Source organism: Kitasatospora sp. NPDC093679 (genome assembly GCF_040683455.1).
GTDB classification, from domain to species: domain Bacteria; phylum Actinomycetota; class Actinomycetes; order Streptomycetales; family Streptomycetaceae; genus Kitasatospora; species Kitasatospora arboriphila.
The window spans coordinates 1-14,611 of record NZ_JBFBDW010000057.1; the positions used below are offsets into that span (position 1 = coordinate 1).

Annotated in this window: 12 protein-coding genes; 3 read left to right on the top strand and 9 right to left on the bottom strand. The window is 75.9% G+C overall.

What is annotated here, in order from left to right:
* Nucleotides 1-90: 90 nt before the first annotated feature.
* The 3 genes from AB0O09_RS32160 to AB0O09_RS32170 form a co-directional block, all read right to left on the bottom strand.
* The gene (locus AB0O09_RS32160; protein WP_363547930.1) at nucleotides 91-720 is read right to left on the bottom strand and encodes an MBL fold metallo-hydrolase; all 630 of its coding nucleotides are present in this window, start codon (nucleotides 718-720) and stop codon (nucleotides 91-93) included.
* Nucleotides 720-1,805 (bottom strand): S-(hydroxymethyl)mycothiol dehydrogenase, encoded by a 1,086-nt coding sequence (locus AB0O09_RS32165; protein ID WP_363547932.1) that lies wholly within the window; start codon nucleotides 1,803-1,805, stop codon nucleotides 720-722. The genes AB0O09_RS32160 and AB0O09_RS32165 overlap by 1 nt, the downstream gene beginning before the upstream one ends.
* 125 nt (nucleotides 1,806-1,930) lie before the next feature.
* Nucleotides 1,931-3,049, bottom strand: a complete 1,119-nt coding sequence (locus AB0O09_RS32170; RefSeq protein WP_363547934.1) for a DUF3103 family protein — start codon at nucleotides 3,047-3,049, stop codon at nucleotides 1,931-1,933.
* A gap of 433 nt (nucleotides 3,050-3,482) precedes the next feature.
* On the opposite strand from AB0O09_RS32170, the gene AB0O09_RS32175 reads away from it, so the two are divergent.
* Nucleotides 3,483-3,818, top strand: coding sequence for a hypothetical protein (locus AB0O09_RS32175; protein WP_363547937.1), 336 nt, complete (start codon nucleotides 3,483-3,485; stop codon nucleotides 3,816-3,818).
* On the opposite strand, the gene AB0O09_RS32180 is transcribed toward AB0O09_RS32175, so the two are convergent.
* From AB0O09_RS32180 to AB0O09_RS32200, 5 genes are all read right to left on the bottom strand, one after another.
* A complete protein-coding gene (locus tag AB0O09_RS32180; RefSeq protein ID WP_363547940.1) occupies nucleotides 3,812-6,628 on the bottom strand; it encodes a poly(A) polymerase in 2,817 nt (938 codons plus the stop codon). The genes AB0O09_RS32175 and AB0O09_RS32180 overlap by 7 nt on opposite strands.
* Complete coding sequence (locus AB0O09_RS32185; RefSeq protein WP_363547943.1) at nucleotides 6,628-8,373, bottom strand: RNA ligase family protein; 1,746 nt, start codon at nucleotides 8,371-8,373, stop codon at nucleotides 6,628-6,630. Before AB0O09_RS32185 ends, AB0O09_RS32180 begins: the two co-directional genes overlap by 1 nt.
* Nucleotides 8,374-8,473: 100 nt before the next feature.
* Nucleotides 8,474-9,004, bottom strand: coding sequence for a hypothetical protein (locus tag AB0O09_RS32190; protein ID WP_363547946.1), 531 nt, complete (start codon nucleotides 9,002-9,004; stop codon nucleotides 8,474-8,476).
* A 90-nt stretch (nucleotides 9,005-9,094) separates the two neighbouring features.
* Nucleotides 9,095-10,543: an MFS transporter gene (locus tag AB0O09_RS32195; protein ID WP_363547949.1), complete on the bottom strand. Its 1,449-nt coding sequence runs from the start codon at nucleotides 10,541-10,543 to the stop codon at nucleotides 9,095-9,097.
* Nucleotides 10,540-11,124 (bottom strand): TetR/AcrR family transcriptional regulator, encoded by a 585-nt coding sequence (locus tag AB0O09_RS32200; protein ID WP_363547951.1) that lies wholly within the window; start codon nucleotides 11,122-11,124, stop codon nucleotides 10,540-10,542. The genes AB0O09_RS32195 and AB0O09_RS32200 overlap by 4 nt, the downstream gene beginning before the upstream one ends.
* Before the next feature lie 205 nt (nucleotides 11,125-11,329).
* On the opposite strand from AB0O09_RS32200, the gene AB0O09_RS32205 reads away from it, so the two are divergent.
* Nucleotides 11,330-13,813, top strand: a complete 2,484-nt coding sequence (locus tag AB0O09_RS32205) for a glycoside hydrolase family 9 protein (RefSeq protein WP_363547953.1) — start codon at nucleotides 11,330-11,332, stop codon at nucleotides 13,811-13,813.
* 179 nt (nucleotides 13,814-13,992) lie between these two features.
* Nucleotides 13,993-14,286 (top strand): hypothetical protein, encoded by a 294-nt coding sequence (locus AB0O09_RS32210; RefSeq protein WP_363547956.1) that lies wholly within the window; start codon nucleotides 13,993-13,995, stop codon nucleotides 14,284-14,286.
* On the opposite strand, the gene AB0O09_RS32215 is transcribed toward AB0O09_RS32210, so the two are convergent.
* Complete coding sequence (locus AB0O09_RS32215) at nucleotides 14,174-14,527, bottom strand: hypothetical protein (protein ID WP_363547958.1); 354 nt, start codon at nucleotides 14,525-14,527, stop codon at nucleotides 14,174-14,176. The two genes, AB0O09_RS32210 and AB0O09_RS32215, sit on opposite strands and share 113 nt — an antisense overlap.
* Nucleotides 14,528-14,611 lie beyond the last annotated feature (84 nt).

Consider the following 14,611-nt stretch of genomic DNA (forward strand, 5'->3'; position numbering starts at 1 on the left):
GCTACCTCGCCGGCCTCCATCTTCGCGCCTCGATGATCTGGATAGACGACCTCGTACGACCGCCCAACTGATCACAACATCACACAAGCCCTAGTGGCCTCGGGCGATCCACTCCTCCAGGTGCGGGGCCTCCGTGCCGATGGTGGTGGAGTCGCCGTGGCCGGTGCGGACGACCGTCTCCGGCGGCAGGACGAGCAGCCGCTCGCTGATCGAGCGGATGATCGTCGGGAAGTCGGAGAAGGACCGGCCGGTGGCGCCGGGACCGCCCGCGAAGAGGGTGTCCCCGCTGAACACGGTGCCGAGGCCGGGCGCGTACAGGCAGACCGCGCCGGGGCTGTGCCCCGGGGTGTGCAGCACGGTCAGCTCGGTGCCGGCCACCGTCAGGCGCTGCCCGTCCGCCAGCTCGCCGTCCGGCTTGAACCCCGGGTGGGTCTGCTGCCAGAGCACGCCGTCCTCCGCGTGGAGCAGGACGGGCGCGCCCGTCCGGTCGGCGAGCCCGGGGGCGGCGTTGACGTGGTCGTTGTGCCCGTGGGTGCAGACGATCGCGAGCAGCCGCCGGTCGCCGACCGCGGCGGCCACCGCCTCGGCGTCGTGGGCCGGGTCGATCACCAGCACCTGCTCGTCGTCGCCGACGATCCAGACGTTGTTGTCGACCTGCCAGGTGCCGCCGTCCAGCGTGAACTCGCCGGAGGTGACGAGGTGTTCGATCCGGGCGGCCATCAGAACAGCACCACCGATCGCAGGACCTCGCCCTTGTGCATCCGCTCGAAGGCCTGCTCGACGCCGTCCAGCGGGACGGTCTCGCTGACGAAGGCGTCCAGGTCGAGGCGGCCCTGCAGGTAGAGGTCGATCAGCATCGGGAAGTCCCGGCTCGGCAGGCAGTCCCCGTACCAGGAGGACTTGAGGGCGCCGCCGCGGCCGAAGACGTCCAGCAGCGGCAGCTCCAGCTGCATCTCCGGGGTGGGCACGCCGACCAGGACGACGGTGCCGGCGAGGTCGCGGGCGTAGAAGGCCTGCTTGTAGGTCTCGGGGCGGCCGACCGCGTCGATGACCACGTCCGCGCCGTTGCCGCCGGTCAGCTCGCGGATCGCCTCGACGGCGTCCGCGGCGGAGGAGTCCACGGTGTGGGTGGCGCCGAGCTTCTGCGCGGCGGCGAGCTTGCGGGCGTCGACGTCGACCGCGATGATCCGGGACGCGCCGGCCAACCGGGCACCGAGCACGGCCGCGCTGCCGACACCGCCGCAGCCGATCACCGCGACGGAGTCGCCGCGGCCCACCCCGCCGGTGTTGATCGCCGCGCCGAGGCCGGCCATCACGCCGCAGCCCAGCAGGCCCGCCGCGGCGGGCGAGGCGGCCGGGTCGACCTTGGTGCACTGGCCCGCCGCGACCAGCGTCTTCTCGGCGAAGGCGCCGATCCCGAGCGCGGGCGACAGCTCCGTGCCGTCGGTCAGCGTCATCTTCTGCTTCGCGTTGTGGGTGGCGAAGCAGTACCACGGCCGGCCGCGCCGACAGGCCCGGCAGTCGCCGCACACCGCACGCCAGTTGAGGATCACGAAGTCACCCGGGGCGACGTCGGTGACGCCCTCGCCGACCGACTCCACCACGCCCGCGGCCTCGTGGCCGAGCAGGAAGGGGAACTCGTCGTTGATGCCGCCCTCGCGGTAGTGCAGGTCGGTGTGGCACACCCCGCAGGCCTGCACCTTCACCACCGCCTCTCCCGGCCCCGGGTCGGGCACCACCACCGTCACCACCTCGACCGGCGCACCCTTGGACCGCGCGATCACACCCCGTACCTGCTGGGCCATCAGAGCAGCACTCCCTCGTCGTGGGGCCCGGCCGCCCCGCCCGTCGCGCGGCGGCCGGGTGTTCCGTGGACCAATCTATCCGATCTGTCCACATTTCCACGGGAATTGCTGCCGATCAGGGCAGATCAGAAGGCGGACACCCAGTACGGCGAGACGTTCATCCAGCCGTTGCCCCGGGCGCCGTTCAGCCGGCCCGAGGACGTCCGGGCCAGGGTGTACCAGGAGTCGACGTAGTCCGGGTCGTCCGTCCACCACTCGGTGGGGATCGCGTCCAGCACCGCGTTGACCAGCGGGATGTACGCACCCTGGTCGGTGACCGTGAGCAGGACGGCCGCGATGGCCTTGGCGAGGGCCTGGTAGTTGGTGCTGCCGTCCTCCTCCATCAGCACCACGTCGGCCAGGTCGTACTTGTAGTTCGACCAGTTCACCAGGATCTGGTTGGGCCGGTAGACCGTCCCGTCGTAGTCCAGGTACGGCATGTCGACCGGGTCGACCCGCACCTTGCCGTCCGTGCCGAAGCCGGTGACCAGGGCGTACATCTCGGCCGCGCCCTTGAACCACGGCTCCTCGTCGTCGGACACCTCGATCGCGTCGATCTTCGTGCCCCACCAGCCGTCCGCGGCGGCCGCCTGCGGCTTCACCGCGGCGCCGCCCAGCGTGCGGCGGAGGATCTCGGCGCCGCCGGCCAGCGCCCGGGTCACGTCGAGGTCGACCAGGTAGACCGGTTGCCGGGGCACCTGCGTGGCGTCCAGGACGTGCGCCCGGCCCCGGGCGTCGTAGGCGGTGAGGGTGGTGGCCCGGTCGCTCGCCGGCGCGGCCGCGACCCAGGGCGCGGTGCCCGCGTCCAGTGCGGCGCGCATCGACGGGTCGCCGAGCCGCAGCCGCAGCAGCGGGCCGGTCGCGGCGTCCAGGCCCTTCGCCGCCAGGACGCGGGCGTTGCCGTCGGCGACCGAGGCGGCGAGCCGGTGGGCGGCGGCGCCGGAGGCGCGCGAGGCGAGGGTGCCCGGGTCGACCTCGGCGCCACCGCGGACGGCGGCCCGCAGGCCGTCCCGCCAGGCGGCGTCACCGAGCGAGGCGGCGACCGCCCGCGCGGTCTCCTCCTCGACGGCCTGCACGGCGGAGTGCGCACGGCCGGGCTGCGGCGGGGCCTCCGCCCGGGCGCTCGCGGTCTGTGCGGCGGCCCCCATGACCAGGGCGAGGACGGCGCCGACCGCGCCGACTCTCAGGGTGCTGATGGTGCTCAACGGTCCTCCATGGCTGGGTGTACGGAGTGCGCCCGCCACCCGTGGGCCACGGCAAGTTGACGCTCGTCGGCTTCCGCGTGGGGGGCGGTGTTGAGTGAGCCAGGACAGCGAAGCAACCCCGTCGTGCCCGCGTCAAGGCTGCGCGGAGCACCTGTCTGACGAACGGTCAGTGTCGCTGCGGGGTGGCGGGCCACCGCCCGAAGGGGGCCGCCGGGAGAGTGTCGGGTCCATCATGCCGGGTCGGAGGGGGTCGGCGGTAGGACGGAGAGCACCCCGGTTCGATCTTGTCCGGGGCAGGGCGCACCCCGCACACTCGACGGACCCACCCCTTCCCACGCGCCCGGACTCCCCTGTGGAGGCACCGGGGCGTCCGCCGTGCTGCCCTGACGGCGGGTCGGGCTGATCGGGGTGGCGACGCGAAGGGGGAAACGGAATGAACGACGACGCCGTCCTGCGGGCCCGGGTGCTGCTGCTCGGCACGGGGAAGCTCAGCAGGCTCCAGCGGGTCACCGCGCACCGGCTGCTGGCCGTGGACAGCCCGGCCGTCCACCTGCCGAAGCTCTCCCGCGCCCTGGTGAAGCTCGGCAAGGAGATCGCGCACCTCCCGGAGGCCCGGCTCGCCCTGCTGGACGAGGCGGTGGCGGCCGCCGGGGCGATGGACCCCGCCGACCCCCACCGCCCGCAGGTGCTCGCCGAGGCGCTGGACGCCCGGCGGGAGCAGCTCCACGCCATGGGCCGGACCGCCGACGGACCGGCGGTCGGTCAGTAGAGGGTCGGCACCCCGCCGCCCTCCGTCCGGGTGACCTCGACGCCGGGCAGGCCGCGGGTCCAGCGGTCGGTGACGGCGGCGAGGGTGTCGGCGTCCGGCGGGGTGCGGCCGAGGCCGACGGCGAAGCGGGCGGTGGCGGGGCCGGTGGCGAACGGGTGCGGCCAGGCGTGCGCGTCGGTGGCACCGGCCTCGTCGAGGGCGGCGACCAGGGCCCGCATCCGGCCGCGGACGAGGCCGAGCAGGGTCTCGAACTCCTCGGCCCGGCCCGGCCGTACCGTCACCACCGCCCAGGCGGCGTGCCGCCGGTGCAGGGGCGGCGGGGCGAGCAGGCCCGGCCGCGGGTCGGCGCCGGTGGCGGCCGCCGACTCCAGGAGCTCCCAGGCCCGGTAGAGCTCCTGGGTGAGCAGCTCCCGTCCGCCGGTGGTGACCTGGGCGGTGCAGGAGCGGACGGGGGCGGTCGGGGTGGCGACGGTGACCGGCCCGGGCGGGCCGACCGGCGGGCCGACCGGTTCGCGCCAGTCCCGGGCCGCCCAGCTGCCGAAGAAGTGCCGCAGCAGGTCCTCGCCGTCGAGGTCCGGTGCCTCCCGGGCCGTCCGGGCGGCGAGCACCGCCCAGGCGAGTCCGGGCAGCCCGCCGAACGGCGCCGAGTCCAGGCCGCGGGCCTTCGCCCAGGCCTTGACCTCCCGTGCCAGGGCGGCGAAGGCGGCCCGCCGCGGGCCGACGGCGGCGAGCAGCGCGTCGGCGTCCGAGACGGCGCTGAGTGCCAGGGCCGCGGCCTCGCCGAGTTCGGCCCGCCGCTCGACCGCCTCCGCGGGGTCGAGCGGGCCCGTCGGCACGACCACCAGGTCGACCGCCAGTCCGTCGACGGTGAAGCGCAGGCCCGGTACCCGGGCGCCGACGACCTGCCGCAGCCGGACGGCCTCCGGCAGCGCGGCCGCCACCCGGGCGGCGAGCGCGGGCGGGTCGGGCTCGCCGGGCAGTGCGGCGACCAGGTCCAGGTCGGCGCCGGGCAGGGCGCAGCCCGTCCGCCGTGATCCGACGAGGTGCAGCACGCCCTCGCCGAGGGCTTCGGCGAGCCGCCGGGCGGTGCGGTCGGCGAGCGCGTCCGGTGCCGGGTCGGGGGCCGGTGCGGCGGGCTCGGGGAGCCAGCGGAGTTCCCCGGTGCCGAGGGTGAGCACGGCGCGCGGCCGCATCGGTTCCTCGGCGCGCCGCGAGAGCAGCACCAGCTCTCCGACCGGGGCCGCGGCCTCGGGCAGCCGGGCGGTGCACTCGGCGACGAGTGCCCGCGGATCGTCCGTCCGGCCGAGGCTCAGGTGCGGGGTGAAGCCCTCCGAGCGTCCGCGGCAGCGCGGGAACCGCTCCAGCAGGGACCGGTGCAGGGCCTGCCACGGACCGGCGCCGTCGGCGGCCGGGTCCAGCCAGACGGTGGAGCCGCTGCGGTGCCGGAAGCCGTGCACCCCGGCCAGCCGGGCGGTGAACGGGGCCGCCTCGGCGGCGGCCTCCGCGAGCAGCGGTGCGGCCTGTTCGAACTCGGCCTCGGGGACGAAGCCGTACAGCACGTTGACGTGCGGCGGCCAGCGGTGGATCTGCGGGTCGTGCTCGGCCCGGACGGCCTGGACCGCGGGCCACAGCGCGTCCGGCGGCAGCCAGGCGAGGGCGGTGCGCACCGACGGGCCGACGTCGAAGACGCCGCCGGGTGCGGCCCCGCCGGGGCCCAGTTCGACCGCCACACCGTAATGGTCCGACGGGTGGAGGCCGTCCGCGGCCGGGCGGTCGCCGAGCAGGACGGCGGAGCGGGCCTGCGGGCCGCCGGGGCGCAGCAGCACGCGGTCCAGCCGGGAGGCCCGGCCGGAGAGCGAGGAGACCGCGGCGAGCGGATTGGCGCCCGGGTCGAAGGTGGGGGTGCCGTCCTCGGGGCCGTGCACCGCGCTCCACGCGTCCTGCAGTCCGAGGACGGCGGCCGGTCCCTCGGCGCCGCCGCGGCCGTCGTTGAAGTCGCCGGCCAGCACCAGGTCGCCCTCGACGCCGGCCAGGCCCTCGGCGATCCGGACCAGTTCGGCCCGTCGGCGGGCCGGCCCGTCCTCGCTGTGGTCGCTGGTCAGGTGGGTGGCGGCCACGGTGAGCGGCCCGCTGCCGGTGTCGACGACGACCGCGGCGAGCGCCTTGTGCGGGCCGAGCGGGTGCCGGCCGGCCTCCAGCACGGGCAGCCGGCTGAGCAGCAGCAGTCCGCAGTCGGGCACGTCCCGTCCGCGGGGGTCGGTGCCGACCGTCCAGCCGTCCCGCAGCCAGGGCTCGCGCAACAGCAGGTCGACCAGGGCCGGTTCGACCTCCTGCAGCGCGATCACGTCGGCGTCCGTGCGGGCGAGTGCCGCCAGCAGCAGCGGGCGGCGGCGCGCGGTGTCGATCCGCTCGCTGTCGTAGCGGTCCCACAGGGTGTTCCAGGTGACGACCCGGACGGTGCCGCGCGGCGGCCGGCCGGCCGGGCGGTCGGCGGGCCGCCAGGCGGAGCCGTCCCAGGTGTGCGGGGTGCGGGCGGTGAAGAACGGGGCGTGCAGCCGCCGCCCGTCGCCGGCCCGGCCGGCCGCGGTGGTGTCCAGCCGGTCCACCCCGGCGGCGCGGTCCCAGACCGTCTCGCCGTCGGCCTCCACGCAGAGCACCCGGTGCCAGGGGATGTCGCCGCCCGGGGCGAAGCCGTCCAGCGGGACGCGCTTGGGGTCGGCGCCGCGCTGCTGGACGACCAGCACGAACCGGGACGGGTCGAACCGGGCGTCCCAGCGGACGCGGTGGTAGATCTCCTCGCTGGTGCGCATCAGGCGTCCTCCCCGTCGATCGTCCCCGCCGTGTCCTCGACGGCGCCGGCCTCGCCCACGTACCAGGTGCGGTGCGCCTCGCCCGCGTACGGCGGGCCGAACCGGCGCAGTTGCTGGGCGAGCACCCCGGCCGGGACGGGGTGCGGCCGCACCGCGTTGCGGCGGACCAGTTCGGCCTCGCCGACCAGCAGCACCGCCTGGGTGACCAGGGCGTCGCGGCGCTGCGCGATGCCCTGCACGAGCGAGCGCTGCTGCCGGTTGAGCGAGGTGGCGTCCCACACGACGGTGCCGCCGCGGGCGAGCGCGGCGTCCAGCCGGTCCAGCCCCTCGCGCAGCACGTCCCCGTTGGCCTGCTGGTCGCCGCGGTCGCCGCGCTCCTCGCGCAGCCCGTCCAGCGAGATCCGGGCGGCGGTGCCGGGCAGCCGCTCGGCGAAGACGCTCTTGCCGCTGCCGGACGGGCCGACCAGCTGCACCAGGTGCGGGAAGGCGCCGGAGCGCCACCGCCAGGCCGCGGCCACGGCGTCGTCCACCCCGGAGACCCGGCCGAGCGCGAACGCCTCCCGGGCCTCGGCCCAGCAGCGGTCGGCGGCGTCCGGCCGGAGACCGGCGAGTGCCTCGCGGAGCCCCGTGCGGAGGGCGGCGAGCGGGGCCTCGCCGAGCAGTCCGGCGTCCTCGGCGTGCAGCGCCGACCAGGCGGCCTGTTCGCGGGCGTCGTCCGCCTCGGCGTCCGCCCGGCCGGCGGTGACGGCGGCGGCCACGGCGTGCAGCACGCCGAGGTCCGCGGCCTGGGCCAGCCGGACGAGGCCGGCCCGGCGGTCCTCGTCCGGGTAGGGGCGTTGCACGACGGGGTGCAGGCCGACCAGGTCGGCGACCCGGCGGGCGAGCGGCATGCCGAGCGGTGCGGCGAGCGTGGTGGCGAGCCGGGCCCGGTTGCTGCCGGGCAGGGCGGCCGCCAGGACGCCGGCCAGCCGGGCGTCGCCGCGCCGGCCGAGGACGTCGAGCCGGGCGGAGACCTCGGCCGCGGCCGCCTCGGCGGCCGGTGCCCGCTCCGGGTCGAGTCCGGCGGCGCCGAGCAGGGCGGGCAGGTCGGCGGGCGCGCCGGAGCGCACCGCCCAGAGGGCGGCCGCCGGGCCGAGGCCGTTCTCCACGACCGCGGCGTGCATCCAGTGGGTGTCGGTTCGAACGTGGTGCGGGCGGACCCACTTGGCGACCCGCTGCCCGAACTCCGCGCGGGGGAAGCCCTCGGCGGTGCGGACGACGTACCCCTCGACCCGTTCGGTGTCGAACCGCAGGGCGCGCAGGGCCTTCTCGTCGAGGACGCCGCGCCACAGCACCCGCGGGGCCGGGACGCCCAGGCGGCGCAGGAAGCGCACGGTGTCGTCCCAGCCGAGGCAGTGGTCGGTGTCGTCCCAGACCGAGAATCCGTAGAACCAGCTGTCCAGTTCGCGGTAGGCGAGCGAGTGCCGGGCGAACAGGTTCTCGCCGCAGACCCGCCAGCCGGCCGGTACCGCCGGGCCGATCCGGCCCTGCAGGGCCTTCACCCAGGCGCGCGAGGGGTGGTGGCCGGAGTCCAGCGAACGGGCGTGCAGGCCGTCCCGGTAGAGGGTGGTGTTCTCACCGTCGAGCTTCTCGGTGACGACGACCTCCCGGCCGCGCAGCCCGTCGAGGCCGCCCGCCCGGACGTCGTCCGCCGAGGCCCCCGGCGACCAGGGCAGGTGCGGGGTCCGCGGGTAGCTCACGCGCATGATCCGCTCCTGGTCGGGGTGGTGGGACCCCGTCACTGTAGGAGGCGGCCGCCGACCGATCCATCCAATTTGTCGCCCTCGGCCGTCCCCGGCCGGACGGTCAGCGCGGGGGGAGGGGAACGCCGGTGCCGGGGGCGGTGGGTGCCCAGGTCGGCTCCGCAGCCGCGGTCTTCGGGTCGGTCTCGTTCATTCCGATCTTCCAGCCGTCCTCGCCGGCGTTCCCGTCGAGACGGAGGTGCAGGGCCATGCGCCGGCCCGTGTCGTGGAAGTAGAGCACCACGGCCTGCCGGTCGATCGCGGGACCCATGAACTCGGCGGTGACCCTGCCCTGCGCGCCCTTGCCGAAGGCCTCCACCCAGATCTCGGCATTGGTCAGCGCCCGGGTCTTCGAACCGTCGGAGGTGGCCAGGGCCGACAGCCGCCCGGCGTCGCCGTCGGCCATCCGCCAGACCGCCTTCTGCACCACCTCCAGGGTCTCCGAGGACGGGTACCCGGCCACCTGCAGCGCGGTGTGGTCGGCGTAGTCGTTGGTGTACTCCACGTCCGGGTCGGAGGGGAGGCCCAGGTAGACCACGACCACCGCAAGGGTGAGCACCGCTGCGAACAGGGCACTCGTGCGGTTCCGGGTCATCGGCGGGCTCCCGGCGGTGTCGATCATGCGGACGGTCCGCGACACCCTAGCGTCCGTGGAACCCCGGGCCGGAGGCCGCCCCGCGCGCCCCTACGAGGTGCCCGACTGCCGTGGACCCGCGTGGGCGGGGGCCTGGTCGGAGGAGGCCGGGTCGGCGGGGGCCGTGCGGTGGGGGAGGGCCAGGGCGAGGGCGGTGCCCGCGGTGCCGGCGAGGGAGAGGAGGGCGAAGGACGGGCCCAGGGCGTTCTCCAGGGCGGGGCCGGCCGGGTGCGGGGTGCCGGCGAAGAGGGCGAGGGCGGTGGTGGCGGAGGCCACGCCGAGGGCGGGGCCGGTGTTCATGGCGGTCTGCTGGAGTCCGCCGGCCACCCCGGCGTGGGCGGTGGCGGCCCGGCGGACGACCACCGCCGTCGCGGCGACCATCACCGCGCCGAACCCGGCCCCCATCAACAGGAATCCGGCACCGGTGGACAGCGCCCCGGCCGTCCGGTCCAGCCGGGCGAGCACCAGGACGCCGGCGGTGAGCAGCGCCATGGCCGAGGCGATGGTCCGCCGCGGCCCGTACCGCTTCAGCAGGACGGGGGCGAGCGGTGCGGCGAGCACCATGGCGGCGGCCAGCGGCAGCGCACGCAGGCCGGCCGAGAACGGGTCCAGTGCCAGGACGTCCTGCAGGTACCAGCCGGCGAGGAAGAGCGTGCCGAACATGGCCGCCGAGGCGGTGACCAGGACGCCGAGCGAGGCGGCCACGGCCCGGGAGCCGACCAGGTCCGGGGGCACCAACGGGCTTGCGGTGCGCCGTTCGTGCCGGACGAAGGCGGCGCCGGCCGCCGCGGCTGCGAGGGCCCCGAGGGCGGCGGACGCCGTCCACCCGGTCTCCGGCAGGCCGACCAGGGTGTGCACCAGGCAGGCCAGGGCCGTGCCGAGCAGCGCGGCGCCGACCGGGTCGAGCCGTACGGGTGCGGAGGCCGCGCTCGCGGAGGGCGTCGGGGGTGTGCCGCGGAGGCCGAGCGCCGGCACACCGATCACCAGTGCGGGAAGGACGTTGAGGGCGAACACGGCCCGCCAGCCGAGTGCGGTGACCAGGGCCCCGCCGAGGACCGGGCCGGCTGCTGCGGCGGCGCCGATGGCGCTGGTCCGGATCGCGACGGCGGTGGCCAGCCGTTCCGGCGGGTAGGCGGCGCGGAGCATGCCGAGGGTGGCGGGCTGCAGGAGGGCGCCGAAGACGCCCTGGACGATCCGCAGGGCGATCACCCAGCCGATGCCGGGGGCGAGCCCGATGCCGGCCGAGGCCGCGCCGAAGCCGAGCGTGCCGACGGCGAACACCCGCCGGTGCCCGTACCGGTCGCCGAGCCGCCCGGCCAGGACCAGCAGGCTCGCCACGGCGATGAGGTAGCCGGTGCTGGTCCACTGGACCTGGGCGAAGTCCGCGTGCAGGTCGCGTTGCAGGGCGGGTTGGGCGACGGTCAGCACGGTGCCGTCCAGTGCGACGAGGACGGCGCCGGTGGTGCTCGCGGCCAGGGTGAGCCGGGGGGAGGGGCTCATGGCTGCACCGTCCCGAGATGGGCGTCGAGTGCGGCGCGCAGCAGCAGTTCGACGTCCTCCGTGCCGGCGGCGAGCTGCAGGCTTCCCCAGGACCAGAGTTGGGCGGTGCCGTGCAGGTTGGCCCAGAGGGCGGCGGCGGCGACCGCTGGTCCGGTGCCGCCGCGCGGGCGGGCCCGGGAGACGAGGTCCACCAGCACCTCGAAGAGCGGCAGGCTGGTCTTCCGCAGGCCCAGCCGATTGCTCTCCAGCAGGTCGTGGCGGAACATCAGCTCGAACATTCCGCGTTCGGTGCGGGCGAACTCGAGATAGATCCGGCCGAGGGCGGTGAGCCGCTCCCTCGGGTCCTGCGGCCCGTCGGCGACGGCTGCGGCGACGCGGTCACCGAGCTCGGCGAATCCCCGCCGGGCGATCGCGGACAGCAGCTCCAGATGGGTGGGGAAGTACCGCCGCGGCGCGCCGTGCGAAACGCCGGCGCGGCGGGCGATCTCGCGCAGGGTGAGGGCCTGCACCCCCTCGGCGGCCAGCAGTTCGACCCCGGCCCCGATCAGCCGCTCACGCAGCCCGATGTTCTCCTCGTCCATGGTAGACAGTGTCTACAGCATGCCCGTAGACGCTGTCTACTCGCTTTCGATGCGGGAGCGCTCCCTTCGGGATCACCGAACGGCCGCCGTGTGCATGCCTCTTGACGTGCTCTCAGCGGACTGGCTTCACTGGCCTTTGGGAGCGCTCCCATACTGTGCTGCCCGAATCCCCGCCCCGTTCCCCGCCCCAGGAAGGCCCCCACCCGTGCCCCCAGCCACCGCCGCCCGCCGGCTGCCGCGCCGCGCGGCCGCCGTCCTGACCGGCCTCGCCCTGGCCGCCACCGGGCTGACCGGCGCGCTCGCCGCCGCCCCCGCCACCGCCACCGCCGCCACCGCCGCCGCTGCCGCCGACACCCCCGTCCGGGTCAACCAGCTCGGCTACCTGCCGGACGGCCCCAAGCGCGCCACCGTGGTCAGCAGCGCCACCGCCCCGCTCGCCTGGCAGCTGCGCAACGCCGCCGGGGCGGCCGTCGCCTCCGGCTCCACCACCGTGCACGGCGCCGACCCGGCCTCCGGCCAGGCCACCCACCTGGTCGACTTCACCGCCTACGGCACCGCGGGGACGGGCTACACCCTGGTCGTCGACGGCCGCGCCAGCCACCCCTTCGACATCTCGGCCGCGCTCTACGACGGCCTGCGCGCCGACAGCATGTCCTTCTTCTACCAGCAGCGCAGCGGCATCCCGATCGACGCCTCGCTCGCCGGCGCCGCCTGGGCCCGCCCGGCCGGCCACCTCGGCGTCGCCCCGAACAAGGGCGACACCTCGGTGCCCTGCCAGGCCGGGGTCTGCGACTACAGCCTGGACGTCCGCGGCGGCTGGTACGACGCCGGCGACCAGGGCAAGTACGTGGTCAACGGCGGCATCGCCACCTGGCAGCTGGTCAACTCCTTCGAACGCGCCCACCGGGCCGGCACCGACGCCGCCCTCGGCGACTCCACCCTGAAGGTGCCCGAGCGCGGCAACGGCGTCCCCGACGTGCTCGACGAGGCCCGCTGGGAGCTCGACTTCCTGATGCGGATGCAGGTCCCCGCCGGGAAGCCGATGGCCGGCATGGCCTTCCACAAGGTCCACGACGCCCAGTGGACCGGACTGCCCACCCGCCCCGAACTCGACTCCCAGCAGCGCGAACTGCACAAGCCGTCCACCGCCGCCACGCTCAACCTGGCCGCCACCGCCGCCCAGTGCGCCCGCGTCTACGCCCCGTACGACGCCGCCTTCGCCGCCAAGTGCCTCGACTCCGCCCGCCGCGCCTGGGCCGCCGCCAAGGCCGACCCGAACGTCCTCGCCCCCGGCACCGACAGCACCGGCGGCGGCGCCTACGACGACGCCGACGTCTCCGACGAGTTCTACTGGGCCGCCGCCGAACTCCTCGCCACCACCGGCGAGGCGCAGTACCGCGACGCCGTCACCTCCTCCGCCCTGCACACCGCCCCCGCCGACGCCCCCTGGTGGGGCGGCACCGCCACCCTCGGCCGGATCACCCTGGCCACCGTCCCCGGCGTCGCCCTGCCCGCCGACGACCTCGCCCGCCTCCGCGGCCGGCTCACCACCGCCGCCGACGGGTACCTCGCCACCATGGCCGGCCAGGGCTACGCCGTCCCGATCGCCGCCGACGGCTACGTCTGGGGCTCCAACAGCTCCGTCGCCAACGACGCCGTGGTGATGGCCGTCGCCTACGAACTCACCGGCCAGCAGCGCTACCGGGCGGGCGCCCTGGAGTCCCTCGACTACCTGCTCGGTCGCAACGCCCTCGACCGCTCCTACGTCACCGGCTACGGCGAGAACGCCTCCGAGAACCAGCACCACCGCTTCTGGGCCCACCAGAACGACGCCTCGCTGCCGCACCCGCCCGCGGGCTCCTTCGCCGGCGGCCCCGACTCCGGCCTGCAGGACCCGGTCGCGGCCGAGAAGCTGACCGGCTGCGCCCCCGCCGCGTGCTACGTCGACGACATCGGCTCGTACTCCACCAACGAGGTCGCGATCAACTGGAACGCCTCGCTGGCCTGGCTCGCCGCCTTCGCCGCGGAGCACCCGGGCGGGCCGCAGCCGACCGTGCCCGCCGTGCAGGTGGCCCCGGCCGCGGTGACCGTCCCCGAGGGCGGCTCCGCCGCGGTCGCCGTCCGGCTGTCCGCAGCCCCCGCGCAGAACGTCACCGTCACCGTCGCCCGCACCTCGGGCGACACCGACCTCGCCGCCGCCGCCTCCCTGGTGTTCACGCCCGCGAACTGGGCGACCGCCCAGCAGGTGACCGTCTCCGCCGCCCAGGACGCCGACACCGCCAACGGCAGCGCCGTCTTCACCGCGGGCGGCACCGGGGTCGAGGCCGGCGCCTTCACCGCCACCGAGGCGGACGACGACACCGCCCCGCCCGCCGCCCCCTGCACCGTGGCCTACAAGGTCGACAACGCCTGGGGCACCGGCTTCACCGCGACCGTCACCGTCAAGAACACCGGCACCACCACCGTCAACGGCTGGACGGCCGGCTGGACCTACCCCGGCGACCAGCGCATCACCAACGCCTGGAACGCCACCGTCACCCAGACCGGCGCCGCCGTCACCGCCAAGGACGCCGGCTGGAACGGCACCCTCGCCCCCGGGGCCACCGCGAGCTTCGGCTTCCAGGGCACCTACTCCGGCAGCAACACCCCGCCCGCGCGGTTCACGCTCAACGGCGCCGCCTGCAGCTGACACCGCCGCACGGCCTGCCGCAGCCCGTGCGGGGCACCCGGCCCACGGGTGCCCCGCACCACCCCCCACCAGGTCTGCGAAAGGGCGTACCGCCATGCCCCGCACCGCCGCCCGTACCCGTCCCTCCCATCCGGCAGCGCCACGCCCGGCTGCGGGTCCGGCACACCACCGCGCTGTCGGTGGACCACGTCACCGCCGTCACGCTCGCCGACGCCCGCGACGGCGGCGAGGACCTCCGGATCGGCGGGCAGAACGGCGCCCTCCAGTGGAACCGCGAGTCCGACGACGCGACGCTCCCGGTGCAGAGCCCGCCCCGGGCCCGTCCCCGATCGCCTGCTGAGCCGGTCCGCAGCGCCCTGATCAGATCGCGCTGTACAAGGCGAGCAGCGCGGTCGGGACGGCGGCCAGGCCCGCGCCCGTCCACCAGAACCGCCGGCCGCGCAGGCCCGTCAGCCGGGCCACCCCCAGGTTGACGAGGAACCAGAGCGCGACGGTGCCCGCCCACAGCGGGCCCAGCAGGAGGATCCACGGCAGGATCCCGTCGTTGTCGTTCGGATCCCGGCTGCCGAGGCCGATCCAGACCAGCGGGTAGCTCTGCACGAAGAACAGGAGCACGAGCAGCGCGGGCACGCCGAGGCAGCCGGTGAGGAGATTGGCCAGCACGACCGCCGTCCAGCGGGCGCGGCCCGGCCGTGCGGTCCCGTCCGTGTCCATGGTCCCTCTTTGAAGATCGTGATGGACGACCGACCGTACCCCTCCGCCGGGAACGGCCGGATGTCGGTGGGCAGGGCTAGCCTG